16 protein-coding genes are annotated in these 17,764 nt (G+C 31.5%); 9 read left to right on the top strand and 7 right to left on the bottom strand.

The window, feature by feature from the left end; genetic code table 11:
• Positions 1-31: 31 nt before the first annotated feature.
• Together CW733_RS03765 and CW733_RS03760 are read right to left on the bottom strand one after the other, a co-directional pair.
• Positions 32-2,263: an OmpA family protein gene (locus CW733_RS03765; RefSeq protein ID WP_100995840.1), complete on the bottom strand. Its 2,232-nt coding sequence runs from the start codon at positions 2,261-2,263 to the stop codon at positions 32-34.
• A gap of 223 nt (positions 2,264-2,486) precedes the next feature.
• Positions 2,487-3,506: a low specificity L-threonine aldolase gene (locus CW733_RS03760; protein WP_100998647.1), complete on the bottom strand. Its 1,020-nt coding sequence runs from the start codon at positions 3,504-3,506 to the stop codon at positions 2,487-2,489.
• A gap of 181 nt (positions 3,507-3,687) precedes the next feature.
• On the opposite strand from CW733_RS03760, the gene prfB reads away from it, so the two are divergent.
• From prfB to CW733_RS03745, 3 genes are all read left to right on the top strand, one after another.
• Positions 3,688-4,798, top strand: a protein-coding gene (gene prfB / locus CW733_RS03755) for a peptide chain release factor 2 (protein ID WP_157811533.1) whose coding sequence is annotated in 2 segments (ribosomal slippage) — positions 3,688-3,750 and positions 3,752-4,798 — 1,110 coding nt in all. Because the reading frame shifts where the segments join, the coding sequence is not laid out codon by codon here.
• Between the two features lie 15 nt (positions 4,799-4,813).
• Positions 4,814-5,155, top strand: coding sequence for an arsenate reductase (glutaredoxin) (arsC, locus tag CW733_RS03750; protein ID WP_100995836.1), 342 nt, complete (start codon positions 4,814-4,816; stop codon positions 5,153-5,155).
• A gap of 109 nt (positions 5,156-5,264) precedes the next feature.
• A complete protein-coding gene (locus CW733_RS03745; protein ID WP_100995834.1) occupies positions 5,265-7,670 on the top strand; it encodes an outer membrane beta-barrel family protein in 2,406 nt (801 codons plus the stop codon).
• A gap of 264 nt (positions 7,671-7,934) precedes the next feature.
• Here CW733_RS03745 and CW733_RS16505 read toward each other — a convergent pair whose 3' ends face one another.
• Positions 7,935-8,108 (bottom strand): hypothetical protein, encoded by a 174-nt coding sequence (locus CW733_RS16505; RefSeq protein ID WP_169787483.1) that lies wholly within the window; start codon positions 8,106-8,108, stop codon positions 7,935-7,937.
• 104 nt (positions 8,109-8,212) lie between these two features.
• Positions 8,213-8,647 carry a hypothetical protein gene (locus CW733_RS03740; protein WP_100995832.1) on the bottom strand — a complete coding sequence of 145 codons (435 nt, stop codon included), beginning with the start codon at positions 8,645-8,647 and terminating at the stop codon, positions 8,213-8,215.
• 394 nt (positions 8,648-9,041) lie between these two features.
• Here CW733_RS03740 and fumC point away from each other — a divergent pair, with 394 nt between their 5' ends.
• Entirely contained in the window at positions 9,042-10,439 is a 1,398-nt protein-coding gene (fumC, locus tag CW733_RS03735; RefSeq protein WP_100995830.1) for a class II fumarate hydratase, read from the top strand.
• Between the two features lie 182 nt (positions 10,440-10,621).
• On the opposite strand, the gene CW733_RS03730 is transcribed toward fumC, so the two are convergent.
• Entirely contained in the window at positions 10,622-11,200 is a 579-nt protein-coding gene (locus CW733_RS03730; protein ID WP_100995828.1) for a Crp/Fnr family transcriptional regulator, read from the bottom strand.
• 176 nt (positions 11,201-11,376) lie between these two features.
• On the opposite strand from CW733_RS03730, the gene CW733_RS03725 reads away from it, so the two are divergent.
• The 3 genes from CW733_RS03725 to CW733_RS03715 are packed head-to-tail and all read left to right on the top strand — an operon-like array spanning position 11,377 to position 13,451.
• The gene (locus CW733_RS03725) at positions 11,377-11,661 is read left to right on the top strand and encodes a hypothetical protein (RefSeq protein ID WP_100995826.1); all 285 of its coding nucleotides are present in this window, start codon (positions 11,377-11,379) and stop codon (positions 11,659-11,661) included.
• 1 nt (position 11,662) lies between these two features.
• Positions 11,663-12,898: an imidazolonepropionase gene (gene hutI, locus CW733_RS03720; RefSeq protein WP_100995824.1), complete on the top strand. Its 1,236-nt coding sequence runs from the start codon at positions 11,663-11,665 to the stop codon at positions 12,896-12,898.
• Entirely contained in the window at positions 12,882-13,451 is a 570-nt protein-coding gene (locus CW733_RS03715; protein ID WP_232730389.1) for a hypothetical protein, read from the top strand. Before hutI ends, CW733_RS03715 begins: the two co-directional genes overlap by 17 nt.
• A 128-nt stretch (positions 13,452-13,579) precedes the next feature.
• On the opposite strand, the gene CW733_RS03710 is transcribed toward CW733_RS03715, so the two are convergent.
• Positions 13,580-14,467 carry a chromosome partitioning protein ParA gene (locus CW733_RS03710; RefSeq protein ID WP_100995822.1) on the bottom strand — a complete coding sequence of 296 codons (888 nt, stop codon included), beginning with the start codon at positions 14,465-14,467 and terminating at the stop codon, positions 13,580-13,582.
• A 108-nt stretch (positions 14,468-14,575) separates the two neighbouring features.
• Here CW733_RS03710 and CW733_RS03705 point away from each other — a divergent pair, with 108 nt between their 5' ends.
• Together CW733_RS03705 and CW733_RS03700 are read left to right on the top strand one after the other, a co-directional pair.
• Positions 14,576-15,598, top strand: coding sequence for a formimidoylglutamase (locus CW733_RS03705; RefSeq protein ID WP_100995820.1), 1,023 nt, complete (start codon positions 14,576-14,578; stop codon positions 15,596-15,598).
• Complete coding sequence (locus CW733_RS03700; RefSeq protein ID WP_100995818.1) at positions 15,588-16,061, top strand: GNAT family N-acetyltransferase; 474 nt, start codon at positions 15,588-15,590, stop codon at positions 16,059-16,061. The genes CW733_RS03705 and CW733_RS03700 overlap by 11 nt, the downstream gene beginning before the upstream one ends.
• 576 nt (positions 16,062-16,637) lie before the next feature.
• Here CW733_RS03700 and CW733_RS03695 read toward each other — a convergent pair.
• Positions 16,638-17,690 carry a T9SS type A sorting domain-containing protein gene (locus tag CW733_RS03695; RefSeq protein ID WP_100995816.1) on the bottom strand — a complete coding sequence of 351 codons (1,053 nt, stop codon included), beginning with the start codon at positions 17,688-17,690 and terminating at the stop codon, positions 16,638-16,640.
• Positions 17,691-17,764 lie beyond the last annotated feature (74 nt).

The following is a 17,764-nucleotide window of genomic DNA, read 5'->3' as shown; positions in this document are numbered from 1 at the left end:
TTTTTTATATAAATGAAATAAGAATTACATCTTAGTTAGCATTGATAACTCTAAATTGAGTTCTTCTATTTGCTAAGTGTTCTCTTTCTGTACAAGAAACACCATCAGAACATCTGTTAGCTAATCTAGACTCACCATATCCATTAGAAACAATTCTTGAAGAATTGATTCCTTTAGAGATTAAGTAGTTAGTTACAGCTTGTGCTCTTCTTTCAGATAAAGATCTGTTAGATGAAGCAGAACCTCTAGAATCTGTGTGAGATGCAATCTCTACAGAAACTCCGTTTTGTAATACTGGTAATAATTTAGCATTAATCTCAGCTTTAGCAGCAGGAGTTAAAGTTGCAGAACCTAATAACCAGTTTATGTTAAGATCGTTATACTCAACGATTTTACAATCAACTTCTTTCCAAGTAGTTAAACCACCTTTTGTTTGTAAAACTTCTTTAGTAACTGTTTTATTAACAGCAGGAATAGTAACTTCTTCTACTCTAGCATCACTAGCTAATATCGTTCTCTTTAAAGACGAAGTCTTTTGCGCTATATCAATTACTCTAGTTGTAGGAGGAGTACTCATTACTGTACGCTTCATAGTTTTAGTTACAGCAGGAATATCTATAGATCTTGTAGATTCTGGAGTAACAACAGTTTTTCTAATTGTAGTTGACTTAGAAGGAATATCGATAGCTCTTGTTGTAGGAGGTGTTGCCATAACAGTACGCTTTAACGTTTTAGTAGTAGCTGGAATTTCTGTTACTCTTGTTGTAGCAGGCGTTACTAATGTAGTACGCTTCATTGTTTTAGTAACTGCAGGAATAGCAATAACTCTTGTAGTTGGAGGTGTTACCATTACAGTACGCTTAACTTCTTTAGTTACAGCAGGAACATCGATAGCTCTTGTAGTTGGAGGAGTTACCATTACTTGTCTAGTAACCTCTTTAGTAACTTGAGGAATATCAATAACTCTTGTAGTTGCAGGAGAAACTAATACTGTCTTCTTGATAGTTTTAGTTACAGCAGGAATAGCTATAGTTCTTGTAGTAGCAGGCTGAGTCATTACAGTACGCTTAACTTCTTTAGTTACAGCAGGAATATCAATTACTCTTGTAGTTGCTGGAGTTTGCACAACTCTTCTTGTATAAGTTCCCATACCACAATCTGCTGAATTTGAACTTCCATTATCACAACCAGGAGTTGTAACTACAGACGCATCATTAGATAAAGTAGTAGTATTAACTGTAATGTTTTGAGCTGGTACATTTTTATAACACCAGTATCTACAATCGTTAGGATCACTAGACTGACAATCTGCAGCAGGAGTATCACTCATTCCCCATTTAGCAGTAGCTGGCTTAGTTTCAATAACTTGGTAATCTGTAGAAAAACTAGCAGGAACTACTTTTAAAGTATTTCCAAATTCTCTTTTCTTATAAGATAAAGTTTCAGTTCCCCATTTTGCAGGTATAACTTCTAAACGTTGGCTAGCATTTTGTACTACAACAGTTTCAGTTTCGCTACCATATTGAGCAGGAATAATTTCTAATCTAGAAGATGCTGGTTGAACAACAATCTCTACACTTTCAGTTCCCCATTTTGCAGGTATAACTTCCATACGCTGACCAGCAGCAGTAACAACTACAGTTTCTGTTCTTGTCTCGTATTGAGCAGGTACTGTTTGTAGTTTTTGGTAAGCTTGTTGTACAATAACAGTTTCTGTTCTTGTCTCGTATTGAGCAGGCACAACTTCTAAACGCTGACTAGCCTCAGTAACAACAACTTCAAACATTTCTGTTCCTAGTTTTGCAGGTACAACAGATAAAGTTTGTCCTCCTTCAGATGTAGTAACATCAAAAGATTGAGTTTCGTACTGTGCAGGTACTACTGCTAATTCTTGATATCCTGGTTGGATAATCATTTCCTCAGTAGTAGAATCTGTAGATCCAGCTACTTTCTCAAGTCTTTGAGCAGGTCCTTGAACAGTAACCTCGAAAGTTTGTGTTTCGTACTGTGCAGGCACAACTGATAATTCTTGACCAGCAGACTGAACAACAACTTCTTCGTTCTCTGTTCTGTACTGTGCAGGTACTACTTTTAATTTTTTGTAAGCTGGTGCAACTTGAATAGTCACATCTTGATTTACCCATACATCTGGTGTTACACAACGTACGTAACATTTTCCTGGTTCAGGATTTGTAGGTAAATCTTGTGCGATTGCCACTGTACAGATAACAAAAGATAAGATTGTTAGTAATGCTTTTTTCATTTTTTTAATAATTTTAAATGGTTATTTTTAATGTTAAATAGGCTAAATAAGTATTCAGCCTTTCTCTAATTTCGGGTAAAAATAATTGCAAACAAATTATTAATTCAAATAATTATTATATTTCTATAACAATTCGATGAAGTGTTGAAAAACTCCGTTTAACATTTAGTTAACGTTTTTCAACTCTAATAATCAATGGTTTACGTTAATGCCTTTTTTCAATTTACAACCCTATTAATTCATTTAAAAAAACTTTATGCATTTTATTTGTATAGTCTAAATGCGTAACAATTCTTAGTTTACCTTGTCCCATGTTACTTATATGTATATTCTTATTTTTTAGCAACTGTAAAAACACTTCTTCTCCAAATTCATTATTTAATGTAAATATTACAATATTGGTTTCTACTGTCTCAACCTTATCTACATAAGATGCTTTTTTTAAAACAGACGCTATTTCTTTTGCTTTTTTATGGTCTTCTATTAAAGCTTCCATATTGTGTTCTAAAGCATACAATGCAGCAGCTGCTAAAAAACCAACTTGTCGCATACCTCCACCAAGAATTTTTCTAATTCTTATGGCGTTTTTCATTAAATATTCGTCTCCTATTAATATGGACCCAATTGGGCAACCTAATCCTTTACTAAAACAAACAGAAATAGTATCGAATAATTCACCATAGTCTTTAGCTGTTTCTTCCTTTACAACTAGAGCATTCCAGAGTCTTGCTCCATCTAAATGAAATCCTAAGTTATTAGCAGTGCATACTTTTTTAATTTTTTTTAATTCATTAAAATCCCAACACGCTCCTCCTCCTTTATTAGTTGTATTCTCTATTTCTACTAATGTTGTTAATGGGCTATGGTAAAAATCTGGTGGATTTATAGCCTCTTCAACTTGTTGTGCAGTAAACATGCCTCTTTCTCCATCTAGAAGTTTACAAGACACTCCACTATTAAAGGACGCTCCTCCTCCTTCGTAATTATATATATGTGCATATTTATCGCAAATTACTTGATCTCCAGGATTGGTATGTAGTTTTATTGCTGTTTGGTTTGCCATGGTTCCGCTAGGAAAGAACATAGCATGAGATTTCCCAAATAGTTTAGCAACTCTAGCTTCAAGTTCATTAACGGTTTCATCTTCCTTATATACATCATCTCCAACTTTTGCGTTCATCATTGCATTTAGCATGCCTTTAGATGGTTTTGTAACAGTATCGCTTCTTAAATCAATTTTCATTTGTATTCTTTTATTATTTATAATTTTCAGATGGAATTTGTTATTATATATTTCAATTTGAAACATTTTTTATTGAGGCATAATTCATATCTAATATTTTTCAGCATAAAACTATAAAATAAGTGTGTAATAATTTATTTATCATCCCATAAATTCTATTTTTGTTTTAAACATATATATTATGATAACTCAAGATCAAATTAAGGATCTCTCACAACGCCTGACTAAGTTAAGGCAATATCTTTGACATAGATGCTAAACTTATAGAAATTAGCAATGAAGAGGAACAAACCTTTTCTCCCGATTTCTGGAACGACTCTAAAGCTGCAGAAATTATAATGAAATCTCTTCGTGTAAAGAAAAGATGGGTTGAAGATTATAATGCTGCTAATACACTTATTGAAGATTTGGAAGTTATTTACGAATTCTTTAAAGAAGATGAGGCTACTGCTAAAGATGTTGAAAACCGTTTTGAAAAAGCGCTAACTTTAATTGAAGATTTAGAGTTTAAAAATATGCTTTCTGAAGAAGGTGACAGCCTAAGTGCTGTACTTCAAATTACAGCTGGAGCTGGTGGTACCGAGAGTTGCGATTGGGCAGAAATGCTTATGCGTATGTATTTAATGTATGCCGAAAAAAATGGATTTAAAGTTAAAGAACTTAACTTCCAAGCTGGTGATGTTGCTGGAATTAAGACGGTTACTGTAGAGATTGAAGGCGATTTTGCTTTTGGTTGGCTTAAAGGAGAAAATGGTGTGCATAGATTAGTACGTATTTCTCCGTTCGATAGTAATGCGAAACGACATACTAGTTTTGCTTCTGTTTATGTATATCCATTGGTTGACGACTCTATAGAAATTGAAATAAATCCTGCAGATATAGAAATTGTAACTGCACGTTCTAGTGGTGCTGGTGGACAAAATGTAAATAAAGTAGAAACTAAAGTACAATTAACACACAAACCTTCTGGAATACAGATTTCTTGTAGTGAAACACGTTCGCAACACGATAACAGATCGCGTGCCATGCAAATGTTAAAATCTCAGTTATATGAGATTGAGTTACAAAAGCAATTAGCGCAGCGTCAAGATATTGAAGCTGGGAAAATGAAAATTGAATGGGGAAGCCAAATTAGAAACTATGTCATGCATCCATACAAACTAGTTAAAGATGTTAGATCTGGACACGAAACCGGAAACGTTGATGCCGTTATGGATGGTGATATTACACCGTTTTTAAAGGCCTATTTAATGATGATGGGACAACAAACATCAGAATCTAATCAATTATAATACTAAAAGTTAAATATGATTAAAATATACCATAATAACCGTTGCAGTAAATCGCGTTGCGGATTAGAGGTTTTAGAAAAATCTGGTAAAGACTTTGAGGTCATTAAGTATTTAGAAAATGTGCCAACTAAAAAAGAGCTAATTAAGCTTATTGAGATGCTTAATATTAAGCCTATAGATTTGGTAAGAAAAAACGAAGCAATTTGGAAGTCTAATTTTAAAGGTAAAGACCTTACCAACGACGCTATTGTAAATGCAATGATTGAACACCCAAAACTTATTGAAAGGCCAATTGTAATTAATGGCAATAAAGCTGTTATAGGTAGACCTCCAGAACTTATTTTAGATATTATTTAATAAAAATTAAGCCTTGTAAATTACAAGGCTTTTTTATTTAACAAACCTTTAACCAAACACAACTAAACCTTAGGCTATTTTTACAATCTTATTTACTAAACCACAAGAAATGCACAAAGTAATAATCACCACCATTTTAACCGTTTTTCTATCCTTTTTTGCTTCTGCTCAAAAAGAAGTTTCCGTTACCGGAAAAATTCTAGAACAAGATACCAACATACCTTTAGAATGGGCTACTGTTGTAATTTCTAATACAGATGGCAAAATAATAACTGGTGGCACAGCTAACGAAAAAGGAGAATTTAACTTCACTGTTAATACTGGAACTTACAATGTGTCTTTCGAGTTTATTAGCTTCGAAAAAACTACCATTAGTAATAAGGTAATTAATAAAAATTTCGACTTCGGAACGATATATCTTAAAGAAGATGCTACTACTTTAGAAGAAGTAGAACTTATTGCAGAAAAAACTACCGTTGAGATTAAACTCGATAAAAAAATCTATAATGTTGGTAAAGACTTAACTGTTAGAGGAGGAACCGTTAGTGATGTTTTAGACAATGTACCTTCTGTTTCTGTAGATGTTGAAGGAAATGTTGCGCTACGCGGAAACGATAATGTACGTATTTTAATTAACGGAAAACCATCTGGTTTAGTTGGATTAAACTCTACAGATGCTTTGCGTCAACTTCCTGCTGAATCTATTGAGAAGGTTGAAGTTATTACATCACCTTCAGCAAGATATGATGCAGAAGGAACAGGAGGCATAATAAACATTATTTTACGTCGTAGTAAATTACAAGGCTTAAATGGAGCTATTACTGCAAATGCTGGTTATAATCCTTCAGCAGGAATTAATGGAAACATAAACTATAGAACAGGAAACGTCAATATTTTTAATACTACTGGTTATAGTTATAGAGAAGCTCCAGGAAATTCGTCTTCTTCTACTCTTTATAAATCTAGTGGTAACTATTTAGATGAAAGTAACACGTACGATAGACAACGAAAAGGTTTAACTACTAACCTTGGTGTAGAATGGTATGTGGACGATTCGGCTTCTTTAACAACGTCTATTTTGTATAGAGATAGTAATGATAATGATTTGAATACAAATATTCTAAAACAATATGATAGCAGCAGAAACCTATTATCTACAACTACGCGTTTAGATCCAGAAACCGAAGATGATAAAACAGTACAATATGCTTTAAATTTTCAGAAAAATTATGAAGACAGTGGACATAAGCTAACTTTCGATTTTCAATATGAAGACAGCCAAGAGAATGAAAACTCTCTAATTTCGGTAAATAATCTAGCTGTAGAAAATGTTGCTACTTTAGAAGGTCAAAGTCAAATATTATTACAAACAGACTACGTTTTGCCAATTGGAGAAAATAGTCAATTTGAAGCTGGTTATAGAGGTAATTTTGATGATACAACAACAGATTTTAAAGTTGATACACTTGACATAAACACTAACCAATTTGTAAAACATCTAGGACTAACAAACGTGTTAAACTTTCAACAACACGTAAATGCAGTTTACACGCAATATGGTAGTAAGTTTAATAAATTTTCGTTTTTACTAGGGTTACGTTTAGAGAATACAAGAATTACCATAGATCAACCTACAACTGGAGAATTAAACAAAAAAAACTTTACAGGTTTATTTCCTACAGTAAACTTAAGTTACGAATTTAACGAAAAAGAAAACCTTACTTTAGGTTATGCAAGACGTTTAAGAAGACCAAGAGGTTATTTTTTAAATCCGTTTCCTTCTAGAAATAGTGTTACCAACTTTTTTCAAGGCAATCCAGATTTAGACCCTAGTTACTCTGGACAGATAGATTTAGGGTATTTAAAACGTTTTGGAAAATTTACGTTTAACACTTCTACTTATTATTCTCATGCAACAAATGCCTTTAGCTACATTAGTTTCGACACTGGAGAAACAGCAAATGTAAATGGTGAAGAGTTATCTATTATAAAACGTACACCTATTAATTTAGCTACCGAAAATCGTTATGGTTTTGAGTTTACTTTAACATATAATCCGTCAAGAAAATGGCGTGTAAATGGTAATTTTAATTTCTTTCAAAATGAAACAAAAGGAACAACACCAAACGGTTTATCTTTAGACAATACTAACAACAGTTGGTTTGCTCGTGTAAGTAATAAGTTCACCTTACCAGCAAATATAGACTGGCAAACCAATTTAAGTTATAGAGGTCCAAGTGCAGATGCACAAAATACAAGACAAGGTGTTTTTAGTACAACAATGGCTTTTAGTAAAGATTTATTTAAGGAAAAAGCATCTATCGCTTTTAATGTTAACGATTTATTTAATAGTAGAAAAAGAATACAAGAAACGACTACTCCAACCTTTGATGCCGAAAGCGAATTCCAATGGAGAGAACGTAGTTTTAACCTTTCTTTTACTTACAGATTTAACCAGAAAAAGAAACGAGAACAACGTGGAAATTATGGAGATGGAGAAGGTTTTGAAGGGTAGAAAAGTCTTCAGTATGCAGTTGGCAGTAATCAGTATTTACTCTTTTTAATAAAAAAGTGTTCATGAAAAACATAGATAGACTCTAGTCTTACTGACAATACAAAAAAACAACGTTATTAAGAGGAGTTTACGACATGGTGATTTATTTTGTAATTCAAAATATTACCACAGCAAATAAAAAAAATTACTTCGCACTGACGATAAAAAACAAAAAAAGGGAAACTTATAAATAAGTTTCCCTTTTTAATATTATAATAAAATTAGTTAAGCATTACGCTTAGCTTTTTTTTCTTCTTTAATTTCGTTAAGACGTTCTAATATACTTCCGCCAATCCAGTAAGGAATAACAAAAGAAACTAAAAATATCATTAACCAGAAACCTATAGTTAATATTGTTAAAAATGCTAAAAAGCCTAAGTATTGATCGAATTCGAACATAATTGATTGTGTCTTGTTTTAAATATAAAGCAAATATAAGTTAAACTCTTTTTTTATACAATATAAAGTTTGAAATTATTAACAGCTTTGTTAACAGAATTCACTTATTCCCTTTTCCTCAATCTTAAATTTAATTTAAGAGCACCAAGAATTGCTCCTAAAGCAATCAATAATGATGATAGTTTGTTATAGTTATCACTAGATACTACTTCGTAAATAATAAAAAAAGAAGCAAAAAGACAAATAAAAATAATAACATAAGACATCATTATCATTAAGCTTTTAGAAAATTGGTCTGGTATTTTCGAACCGCCTTTCATCCAATTTAATTGCTTTATTGGCACTATACTTATTCCATAATAAAACATATGAAACCCAAGATTAAGAATGAATAGAATACCTAAACGTTCACGAATTGAAGAATCTTCAAATGGTATCATAACTAAAATAAGGCTTAATACAATTATAAAGTAACCTACTAGTTTATAAAACTGATGGATTTTTTCTTCTCTCAAAATTGTTTTAAAGTTTTTCATCATAAACAAACGAAGTTAACTTTTAAAACCAATAACTAAGAAAAAGCGTAAGTAAATTATGTTTAGAAACACAATACTCTTACGTACTACATTTTAATTTATTTCAATGTTAAATGCTCAAAAAACTGGCAATATGGTTTCTTTTCGAGATGTAAGTAGCATCTCCTATTTTAGATTCAACTACGAAAACGATTATTTCGCTGCTACAGACAAGGATTGTACTCAATGTTAAATTTTATAAAATTGGATTTACTTTCTAAAACGATTAAAGTTACTTTTTATAAAAAATTCCAAATCAAATCATTTCAATTAAAACTCTTAAAACTTAAACCAAATCAATCAAAAAATTTACACAAAATTTAGTAAATTAGCCAGCCTAAAACAAACCAAACAACAGATGGAATTTAGAATAGAAAAAGACACAATGGGTGACGTTAAAGTACCTTCAAATAAACTTTGGGGAGCTCAAACGGAACGTTCAAGAAATAATTTTAAAATTGGAACAGCAGCTTCTATGCCTTTAGAAGTCGTTTACGGTTTTGCATACTTAAAAAAAGCAGCAGCTTATACTAACTGCGAATTAGGTGTTTTACCAGAAGATAAACGCGATTTAATAGCTGCGGCTTGCGACGAGATTTTAGAAGGTAAGCATGACGACCAATTTCCGTTAGTAATCTGGCAAACAGGTTCTGGAACACAATCTAACATGAATGTTAACGAGGTTGTTGCAAATAGAGCGCAACAATTAGCAGGTAGAATTGTAGGTGAAGGCGAAAAAGTAATCGCACCTAATGATGATGTAAACAAATCGCAATCGTCTAACGATACGTTTCCTACAGGAATGCATATTGCTGCTTATAAAAAAATTGTAGAAAACACAATTCCTGGCGTAAAACAATTACGAGATACATTACAGGCTAAAGTTGTCGCTTTTAAAGACGTTGTAAAAATTGGACGTACACACCTTATGGATGCTACGCCTTTAACTTTAGGTCAAGAGTTTTCAGGTTATGTATCTCAATTAGATCATGGTTTAAAAGCATTAGAAAACACATTACCACATTTATCTGAACTTGCTTTAGGAGGAACAGCTGTTGGTACTGGTTTAAACACACCAAATGGTTACGATGTTTTGGTTGCTAAATACATTGCAAAATTCACCAACTTACCATTTATAACTGCCGAAAATAAATTTGAAGCTTTAGCTGCACACGATGCTATTGTTGAATCTCATGGTGCTTTAAAGCAACTTGCTGTTTCTTTAAACAAAATAGCTAATGATATACGTATGATGGCTTCTGGACCACGTTCTGGAATTGGAGAAATTATTATTCCTGCTAACGAACCTGGAAGTTCTATTATGCCTGGAAAAGTAAATCCAACACAATGTGAGGCTTTAACTATGGTTTGTGCTCAAGTTATGGGTAACGATGTTGCTATAACTGTTGGTGGTACTCAAGGCCATTACGAGCTTAATGTTTTTAAACCAATGATGGCTGCAAACATTTTACAAAGTGCGCAATTAATTGGTGATGCTTGTGTAAGTTTCGAAGAAAATTGTGCTGCTGGCATAGAGCCAAATCACGATGTTATTAAAGAATTATTAAACAATTCTTTAATGTTAGTAACTGCATTAAACACTAAAATTGGTTATTACAAAGCTGCCGAAATAGCGAATACTGCACATAAAAATGGAACGACTTTAAAAACTGAAGCTGTTAATCTTGGCTATGTTACTGCCGAAGATTATGATGCTTGGGTAAAACCAGAAAACATGGTTGGAGGTTTAAAATAAATTTTTTGTCATTCCTGCCTTCGCAGGAATGACAAAAAATATTCTAAAATTAAAAAAACCGATTAGTGTTATACTAATCGGTTTTTTACTTTGTAGTTAGTTATTATATAGGGAATTATTACAATATAATACAAGTTTAAAACAATAGCTTATAACAATCATTAACACATGTTAATAAATTGTTAAAGCTTTGCTCTAACTCTACTTAACTGCACTGGAGTAATTCCTAAAGCTGCAGCAATTTGATACTGCGGAATAATATTATCTAAATTTGGAATACGCTCTCTTAATAAAAGGTAACGTTCTTTAGCTTCTTTAGAAGACAACTCTACAAAACGGGCTTCACTTCTAAGAATTAGATACTCTAAAAACTTACTATAAAGCGTCATTAAATTAATGTCTTTTTTACATAAATCGTAAAAAGTATCATAATCGATTTCAAAAACATGACAATCTGTTAAGGCTACATAGATTAAATTAGTTGGCTCTTCTTTTAATAAGGCTCTAAATGAAGCAAAAAACATTAATGGATTGTATAAGGTTGTGGTAATTTCTTTTCCGTTGGAAAGTAAAATATAAGAACGTATAACACCTTTAGTAATAAAGTAAATTTTTTGTGGGACAACTCCTAAATCAAGAAGCTTTTCACCTTGTTTAATTTCTTTATAACTAGCAATATTATACAAAGTATTATACACAGATACTGGCACAGGTTGAAACGTATTGATAAAATCAAAAGCTTCTTTATAGTATGGTTTCATTCATAATAATTACGAAATATAAATAGCACTTTATATTTCAATTACACATTTACATTGGGAATGTAATTAATTAGAAGAAACAAAAACTATCTTTTCGATATAAGCCATACATTAAACGCTATAAAACTAACGGTACTTTATTGTTCAACGTTATGCATTTTATCTATATTTGACCTATGATTAAGCTTTTAAATAACCCGAAAAACAACATTATAGCCATAATTATTATAGAAATAATTACGCTATCCATTTCGTTTACAGCAAATTACTCTGGATCAGGAATAGCATCAATTATATTAAAATGGGTTCCTGCATTAATTGGTATAACCACGCTTCTACTCTATTTTGTATCGCGTTTATTTATAAAAAAATATAATTGGGTTATTAGCCTTATTGGTATAGTACTTATGTTTATTGCTGCTTACAATCTTTATATAACCGATTACTCACAAACACTTTAGTATGTCTTTATTAATAAAAAACATAAAAGAATTATTACAAATTAGAACGTCCGATGTTTTAAAAGTTTCTGGACAAGAAATGAAAACACTTCCAGTGCTTAAAAATGCTTATATATTTATTGAACACGATACTATTGTAGATTTTGGTATTATGGAAAATTGCAAATATGAAAATGTAGATGAAGTTATCGACGCTACCGGAAAAATAGTACTGCCAACATGGTGCGATTCTCACACACATATTGTGTACGCAGGAAACCGAGAGCAGGAATTTGTAGATAGAATAAACGGATTATCTTACGAAGAGATAGCAAACAGAGGTGGTGGCATATTAAATAGTGCAAATACACTTGAAAACACCAGCGAAGAAGAACTGTACCAACAATCTATTGCTAGAGTAAAAAGCGTGATGCAATTAGGTTCTGGTGCTTTAGAAATAAAATCTGGCTATGGTTTATCTACAGAGAACGAGTTAAAAATGCTTCGCGTAATCAAACGCATAAAAAAAGAGTTTCCTATAAAAGTAAAAGCAACATTTCTTGGTGCTCATGCTTTACCAAAAGAATTTAAAAACAATAAACAAGGCTATTTAGACTTGATAATTAACGAAATGATGCCAAAGGTTGCAAAAGAAAACTTGGCAGATTACGTAGATGTTTTTTGCGAAAAAGGCTATTTCTCTTTAGAAGATACTGCCCAAATTCTTGAAGCTGCAAAACAATATCATTTAACGCCAAAAATACATGTTAATCAATTTAATGCTTTTGGAGGTATTGCTTTGGCTGTAAAACATAATGCGCTAAGTGTAGACCATTTAGAAGAATTAAACCAAGACGATATTACTGCACTTAAAGGCAGTAACACAATGCCAGTCGCTTTACCTTCGTGTTCTTACTTTTTAAGTATACCATACACACCTGGAAGACAAATTATTGATGCTGGATTACCTCTAGCCTTAGCTACAGACTATAACCCAGGCTCTACACCTTCTGGAAACATGAACTTTGTAGTAAGTACTGCTTGTATAAAAATGAAATTAACACCAGAAGAAGCTATTAATGCAGCAACACTAAATGGTGCTTATGCTATGGGAATTAGCAATCAATACGGAAGTATTACAAAAGGTAAAAAAGCAAACTTAATCATCACAAAAAAAGTACCAAGTTATAACTACTTACCTTACGCTTTTGGAGAAAACAATGTCGATAAAGTGATAATAAATGGTGTCCAAATTTAATTTTAAGATTGAAAGTGAATTGCCTTGTTCTAAGCTATCTAAAGCGAATAATTTAAACGATTTCCTTTCGCTTTGCAACCATATTAAAAAGCTACCATACGGAAGAACTAAAAACCGAAGCGATTATGTTTCAGTTTTAAAAGAAAACAAAGGCACTTGCTCAACAAAACATGCTTTTTTAAAGCAGGTTGCCATAGAAAACAACCAAGACAAAGTACTGCTCTTTATCGGTATATATAAAATGAATAACTCTAATACAAAAGGAGTTGGAGACGTTTTACAACAAAATAACCTAGAGTATATTCCTGAAGCGCACACTTATTTAAAAATTAACAACACTACTTTAGATATTACTAGAAGTACAACTTCTGGCGAATCTTTTAAAAACGTTCTATTAGTAGAAACAGAAATACTTCCCAACGACATTGGAGATTTCAAAATAGAATTTCATAAAAACTATATAAAACAATGGCTTTTAAATGACAATCTAAATCACAAATTTGAAGACATTTGGCATATTCGTGAACTCTGTATTGCTGCTTTAAGCACATAGCTTATTGTCATTCCTGCGAAGGCAGGAATCTATAATTTAAGAGTGGATTCCTGCCTTCGCAGGAATGATAAACAAAAAAGCCTGAAAGTTTTTACTTTCAGGCTTTAAAATATCTTAAAAAACCGCTCTTATCTCATTGAGAACTGCGTACTTGTAATTAACTCTTTACCGTTGAAAACATTAACTTTATACATTCCTTTTTCAAAATCGTCTTTCTTATCTTTCTTAGAAATGTATTCGCAAATTGGTAAGCTTTGGTTCTCATAATTAAACTTACTAATTAAGCTATAGTTTAAAGTTTCTTCTCCAAAGACAACTTGTTCATTAGAGCCTAAAATATTATTTTTAGGATCTATAACTTGAACAAATAATTCTTTATCTCCAGCTTCCACTAATTTGTTTTTAGCAACCGTAAAACAAATTTTTATTTTATCGCTTCTACTTGCCTTTTCCATTGGTATTTGTTTTCCAGAGGAACGTTCTAAAACACCAAAAGCCTTCATACTGTTAGCAGATAATACTGCTGCGCTCTCAACAACATCTGCTAAAGCTATATTTTGTACTAAAAGAGAATCTGTAAACATAGTACGCTCTACTAATTGAATTTTAGTACTATCTAAACTAGTAGCTAGCATCTGGTTTTCCACTTTAAGCTTATCATTTTCAGATAAAATATAATTCATTTCATCCTGTAATGCTAAATACTTCTTTTTGTATTTCCATAAACTTTTTATGTTGTTTTCAGACACTTTCAAAGAATCTATTAAACCTTGAATACGCTCTTTAGCTTCCACTAAATTTTGATTAACTACATTGTTTTCACTCATAGCAACATCGTATTGCGTTGCCATTTGGTTTAACTCCTTTAATACTTTTGTTTTTTCACTAATTAAAACTTTTTCATTTTCCTGCTTCTCTTTATATAAAGAAGATGAAAATACGCCTAAGCCTATAAATAAAGCTATTGCAATTCCTAAAGCGACTTTTAAGCCTCTGCTTGCTGTGTTGTTTGTCATAATTATTTTGTTTTAAGGGTTCAAATTTATTTCTTTTTTATTTGATATAATACATTGTATTTACTTTTTAAAACATTAATTTTATTCTTTTAAACGCATCGATACGTTATGAGTAAACTTGTTTTAATGTCCAAATCTAAAATCGAAGAACTTGTTATTACACGTTCTGGTGAGTCTAAGTTTGGAGAGCAAATAATTGTATTGCCATCAATTACAAACATATACGACGACTTAATAAATTTAGACGTCAAGTATGTATTAATTGGTTTGCCCGAAGACGTTGGCGTGTTTGCAAACTACGGTAAATCAGGAACTTGCAATGCTTGGGATGCTGCACTTAAAGTTTTGTTAAATACACAAAATAGCGATCTTAATCATGCCAATAAACTGTGTGTTTTAGGTTATTTAGATTTTTCCGAAGAGCAAGAACAACTCTCTAAATGGAATCAAAATAATATAAAACACGTTAAAAAAGCCAGAGCATTAGTCTCTGAAATTGATAAAGAAGTAAGTGATCTTATTTACAACATTGTAAAATCTGGTAAAATTCCAATTGTAATTGGAGGAGGACACAACAACGCTTATGGCAATATTAAAGGCACATCGCTAGCTTTAAACAAGAAAATAAACGTTGTAAATTTCGATGCACATACCGATTTTCGTGCACTAGAAGGCAGACATAGTGGTAATGGTTTTAGTTACGCTTTCGCGGAAGGATTCCTTAATCGTTATTTTATATTCGGAATACATAAAAACTATACATCGCAAAGTATTTTAGACGAAACTCTAAATGCAGAAAACAGTATTAAATACAATACATTTGAAGCTATTGAAGTTGAAAAAACTTTAAAATTTAAATCTGAAATGAAAGAAGCACTAAGATATGTTTCTAAAGGTGCTTTTGGTATAGAAATAGATTGCGATGCTATTGCAAATGTACCTAGTAGTGCACAAACACCATCAGGTTTTTCGGTAAATCAAGCTAGACAATTTGTTCATTTTTTTGGAAGCCATTCGTCTGCTCAATATCTTCATATTTGTGAAGCTGCTCCAAAAAAGAAGACAGCAACTCAAGTTGGTAAATTAATTACTTATTTAATAACAGATTTTATTAGAGCTAATGGACATTAACATTATTCCTTTCAATAATACGTATTCAAAAGACTTTTACAACCTAAATATAGAATGGCTAAAAAACTTTTTCTATGTGGAGCCTTATGATGAAGAAGTGCTTTCTAATCCAGAAAAACACATCATTAACAAAGGAGGATTCATCTTTTTTGCTAAACTAAACAGCACTATAGTTGGTACTTATGCTTTAATACCATTGCCTAAACAAGATGCTTACGAACTCACTAAAATGGCAGTATCTCCTGAGCATAGAGGATTAAAAATTGGTCAGCAATTGTTAGATCATTGCATTGCTTATGCAAAAACAACACAATTTAATAGGCTACTACTCTATTCTAGTACAAAGCTCGAAAATGCAATTTATTTATATAGAAAATTTGGTTTTGTAGAGATAGAATTAGAATATAATTCTCCTTATAAACGTAGTGATATAAAGATGGAGTATTTTTTAGATAAGCCGTAAGTTTATAACTCACTTCTATTACAATACTTTTTATCCGTTTTACATAAAACATTAGAAGTTTCTTCTAACAATCTTACTACTTCTTCATTGTTAGGATTAATAATAAGCCAAAACAAACTCGGAATAAGCTCCTGAAAAATTATTAGCATTCAACCTTTCCTTTCCAGAATTCAATAAGAATATAAATCCTTCTTGATTTTTAATATGCTCATTTCGCTTACAAACTCTTTATGCTGCTTTTCATATTTAAAAATATTACTAAAAATAAGAACACCAAGAATTAATAGAGAGAGTATAATAAGCAATGTTAATATCGTATTTTGTTTTTTATTCTTCTTTACAGAACGCTACAATTTAAACACTCTAGAGTATAATGGCAATGAGGAATGTGTTGGCACTTTTCCGCGTTTAGAAAAAGGATTTCTTAATTTTCTCTTATAGACCAACTTTGCATACCAAAACCCATGTAACCAGCCATAATGTTACTTTATATATAGGTCTGTTTTTGCTAATATTAGCTACAAAAAAAGCACTAAAGAAAACTTTAGTGCTTTTTTATTTATAATTCATCTAAGCTTACTGCCTTAAAAACTTAAAAGTATTTCCATTATTTAAATTCAAAAAGTACAAATCGTTACTTAAATTTTGAATATCAATTTTCTGATTTTCAGAAATATTACCTTTCATTATTTCTGCTCCTAAACTATTATAAATAGTATAGTTTGTAGTCGTTTTTAATCCTGAAACACTAATAAAACCTCTTGAAGGATTAGGATAAACTTTAAAATCTGGTTGCAAATTAAAATTGCTTGTAGATAAAGTAGGAAAATCAAATCTTGAAATTTTATTAGCATCAAATTCAGCAATAAAAAGACTACCCATATTAGAGACTAAACCAATTGGTGTAGCTAATGAACTTACAACGTCTGTAGCTATAGGAGTTGGATTAGTAACATCAATTTTAGATACTTTATTTGCAAAATATTCTGCAATATGTAAATCGGTTCCATTTAGAGCCAAAGCTACTGGATAACTTAAACCTGTAACTACATCTGTTTTTGTATACGCAGCAGTAGAAATATCTATTTTAGACACCTTATTTACACTCGATTCTGCAATAAACAGATCTGTTCCACTATTCTCTATATCAAAAGGAGAAGATAGGCCTGTTTTAATTAGGGTTACTGCTGGTGAAGCCACAGTTACATCTACTTTAGAAATTTTATTTCCTGCTAACTCAGCAAAATATAAATCGTTTCCAACAAATACTAAACCAGAAGGTACATTTAAACCAGTAACAACATCTATTAAAACTGGTGAAGGAGAAGTAGTATCAAACTTTGAAATTTTATTTGCACCAGATTCTGCTATATAAATAAAATCATCTTTAATAGCTATACCCATAGGTTGGTCTAATCCAGAAATAACACTTGACTTAGTTGTTGGTAATGAAGCATTAATGTTTAAAACAGAGATTACTCCATTGTTAAACTCTGAAATGTATAAATTGTTTCCAGCAAGTTCTAGTCTGTATGGGTCTGCAACACCTGTTGTAACAACAGTAGTTTGAGCAATTAAAGACATAGTAAAAAGCATCAGTAATGATGTAAGTACGTAAATTTGTTTCATAATAATATTAGTTAGGGTACGATTAATAGTAAATAGCGGCCGTAAAATTAGTTAATTTATTATTAATCTTACTA

This window comes from Lacinutrix sp. Bg11-31, assembly GCF_002831665.1.
Lineage (GTDB): Bacteria > Bacteroidota > Bacteroidia > Flavobacteriales > Flavobacteriaceae > Lacinutrix.
The sequence above is the reverse complement of the archived record's forward strand: the minus strand, read 5'-3'. Positions and strand labels throughout refer to the sequence as shown.

Coding starts and splice junctions, on each gene's coding strand:
- CW733_RS03705 (WP_100995820.1), top strand. CDS start 14,576: ATGAGTAAACTTGTTTTAATGTCCAAATCTAAAATCGAAGAACTTGTT.
- CW733_RS03715 (WP_232730389.1), top strand. CDS start 12,882: ATGGTGTCCAAATTTAATTTTAAGATTGAAAGTGAATTGCCTTGTTCT.
- CW733_RS16505 (WP_169787483.1), bottom strand. CDS start 8,108: ATGTTCGAATTCGATCAATACTTAGGCTTTTTAGCATTTTTAACAATA.
- CW733_RS03765 (WP_100995840.1), bottom strand. CDS start 2,263: ATGAAAAAAGCATTACTAACAATCTTATCTTTTGTTATCTGTACAGTG.
- CW733_RS03745 (WP_100995834.1), top strand. CDS start 5,265: ATGCACAAAGTAATAATCACCACCATTTTAACCGTTTTTCTATCCTTT.
- CW733_RS03760 (WP_100998647.1), bottom strand. CDS start 3,506: ATGAAAATTGATTTAAGAAGCGATACTGTTACAAAACCATCTAAAGGC.
- arsC (WP_100995836.1), top strand. CDS start 4,814: ATGATTAAAATATACCATAATAACCGTTGCAGTAAATCGCGTTGCGGA.
- CW733_RS03740 (WP_100995832.1), bottom strand. CDS start 8,647: ATGATGAAAAACTTTAAAACAATTTTGAGAGAAGAAAAAATCCATCAG.
- CW733_RS03710 (WP_100995822.1), bottom strand. CDS start 14,467: ATGACAAACAACACAGCAAGCAGAGGCTTAAAAGTCGCTTTAGGAATT.
- CW733_RS03725 (WP_100995826.1), top strand. CDS start 11,377: ATGATTAAGCTTTTAAATAACCCGAAAAACAACATTATAGCCATAATT.
- CW733_RS03730 (WP_100995828.1), bottom strand. CDS start 11,200: ATGAAACCATACTATAAAGAAGCTTTTGATTTTATCAATACGTTTCAA.
- fumC (WP_100995830.1), top strand. CDS start 9,042: ATGGAATTTAGAATAGAAAAAGACACAATGGGTGACGTTAAAGTACCT.
- hutI (WP_100995824.1), top strand. CDS start 11,663: ATGTCTTTATTAATAAAAAACATAAAAGAATTATTACAAATTAGAACG.
- CW733_RS03700 (WP_100995818.1), top strand. CDS start 15,588: ATGGACATTAACATTATTCCTTTCAATAATACGTATTCAAAAGACTTT.
- CW733_RS03695 (WP_100995816.1), bottom strand. CDS start 17,690: ATGAAACAAATTTACGTACTTACATCATTACTGATGCTTTTTACTATG.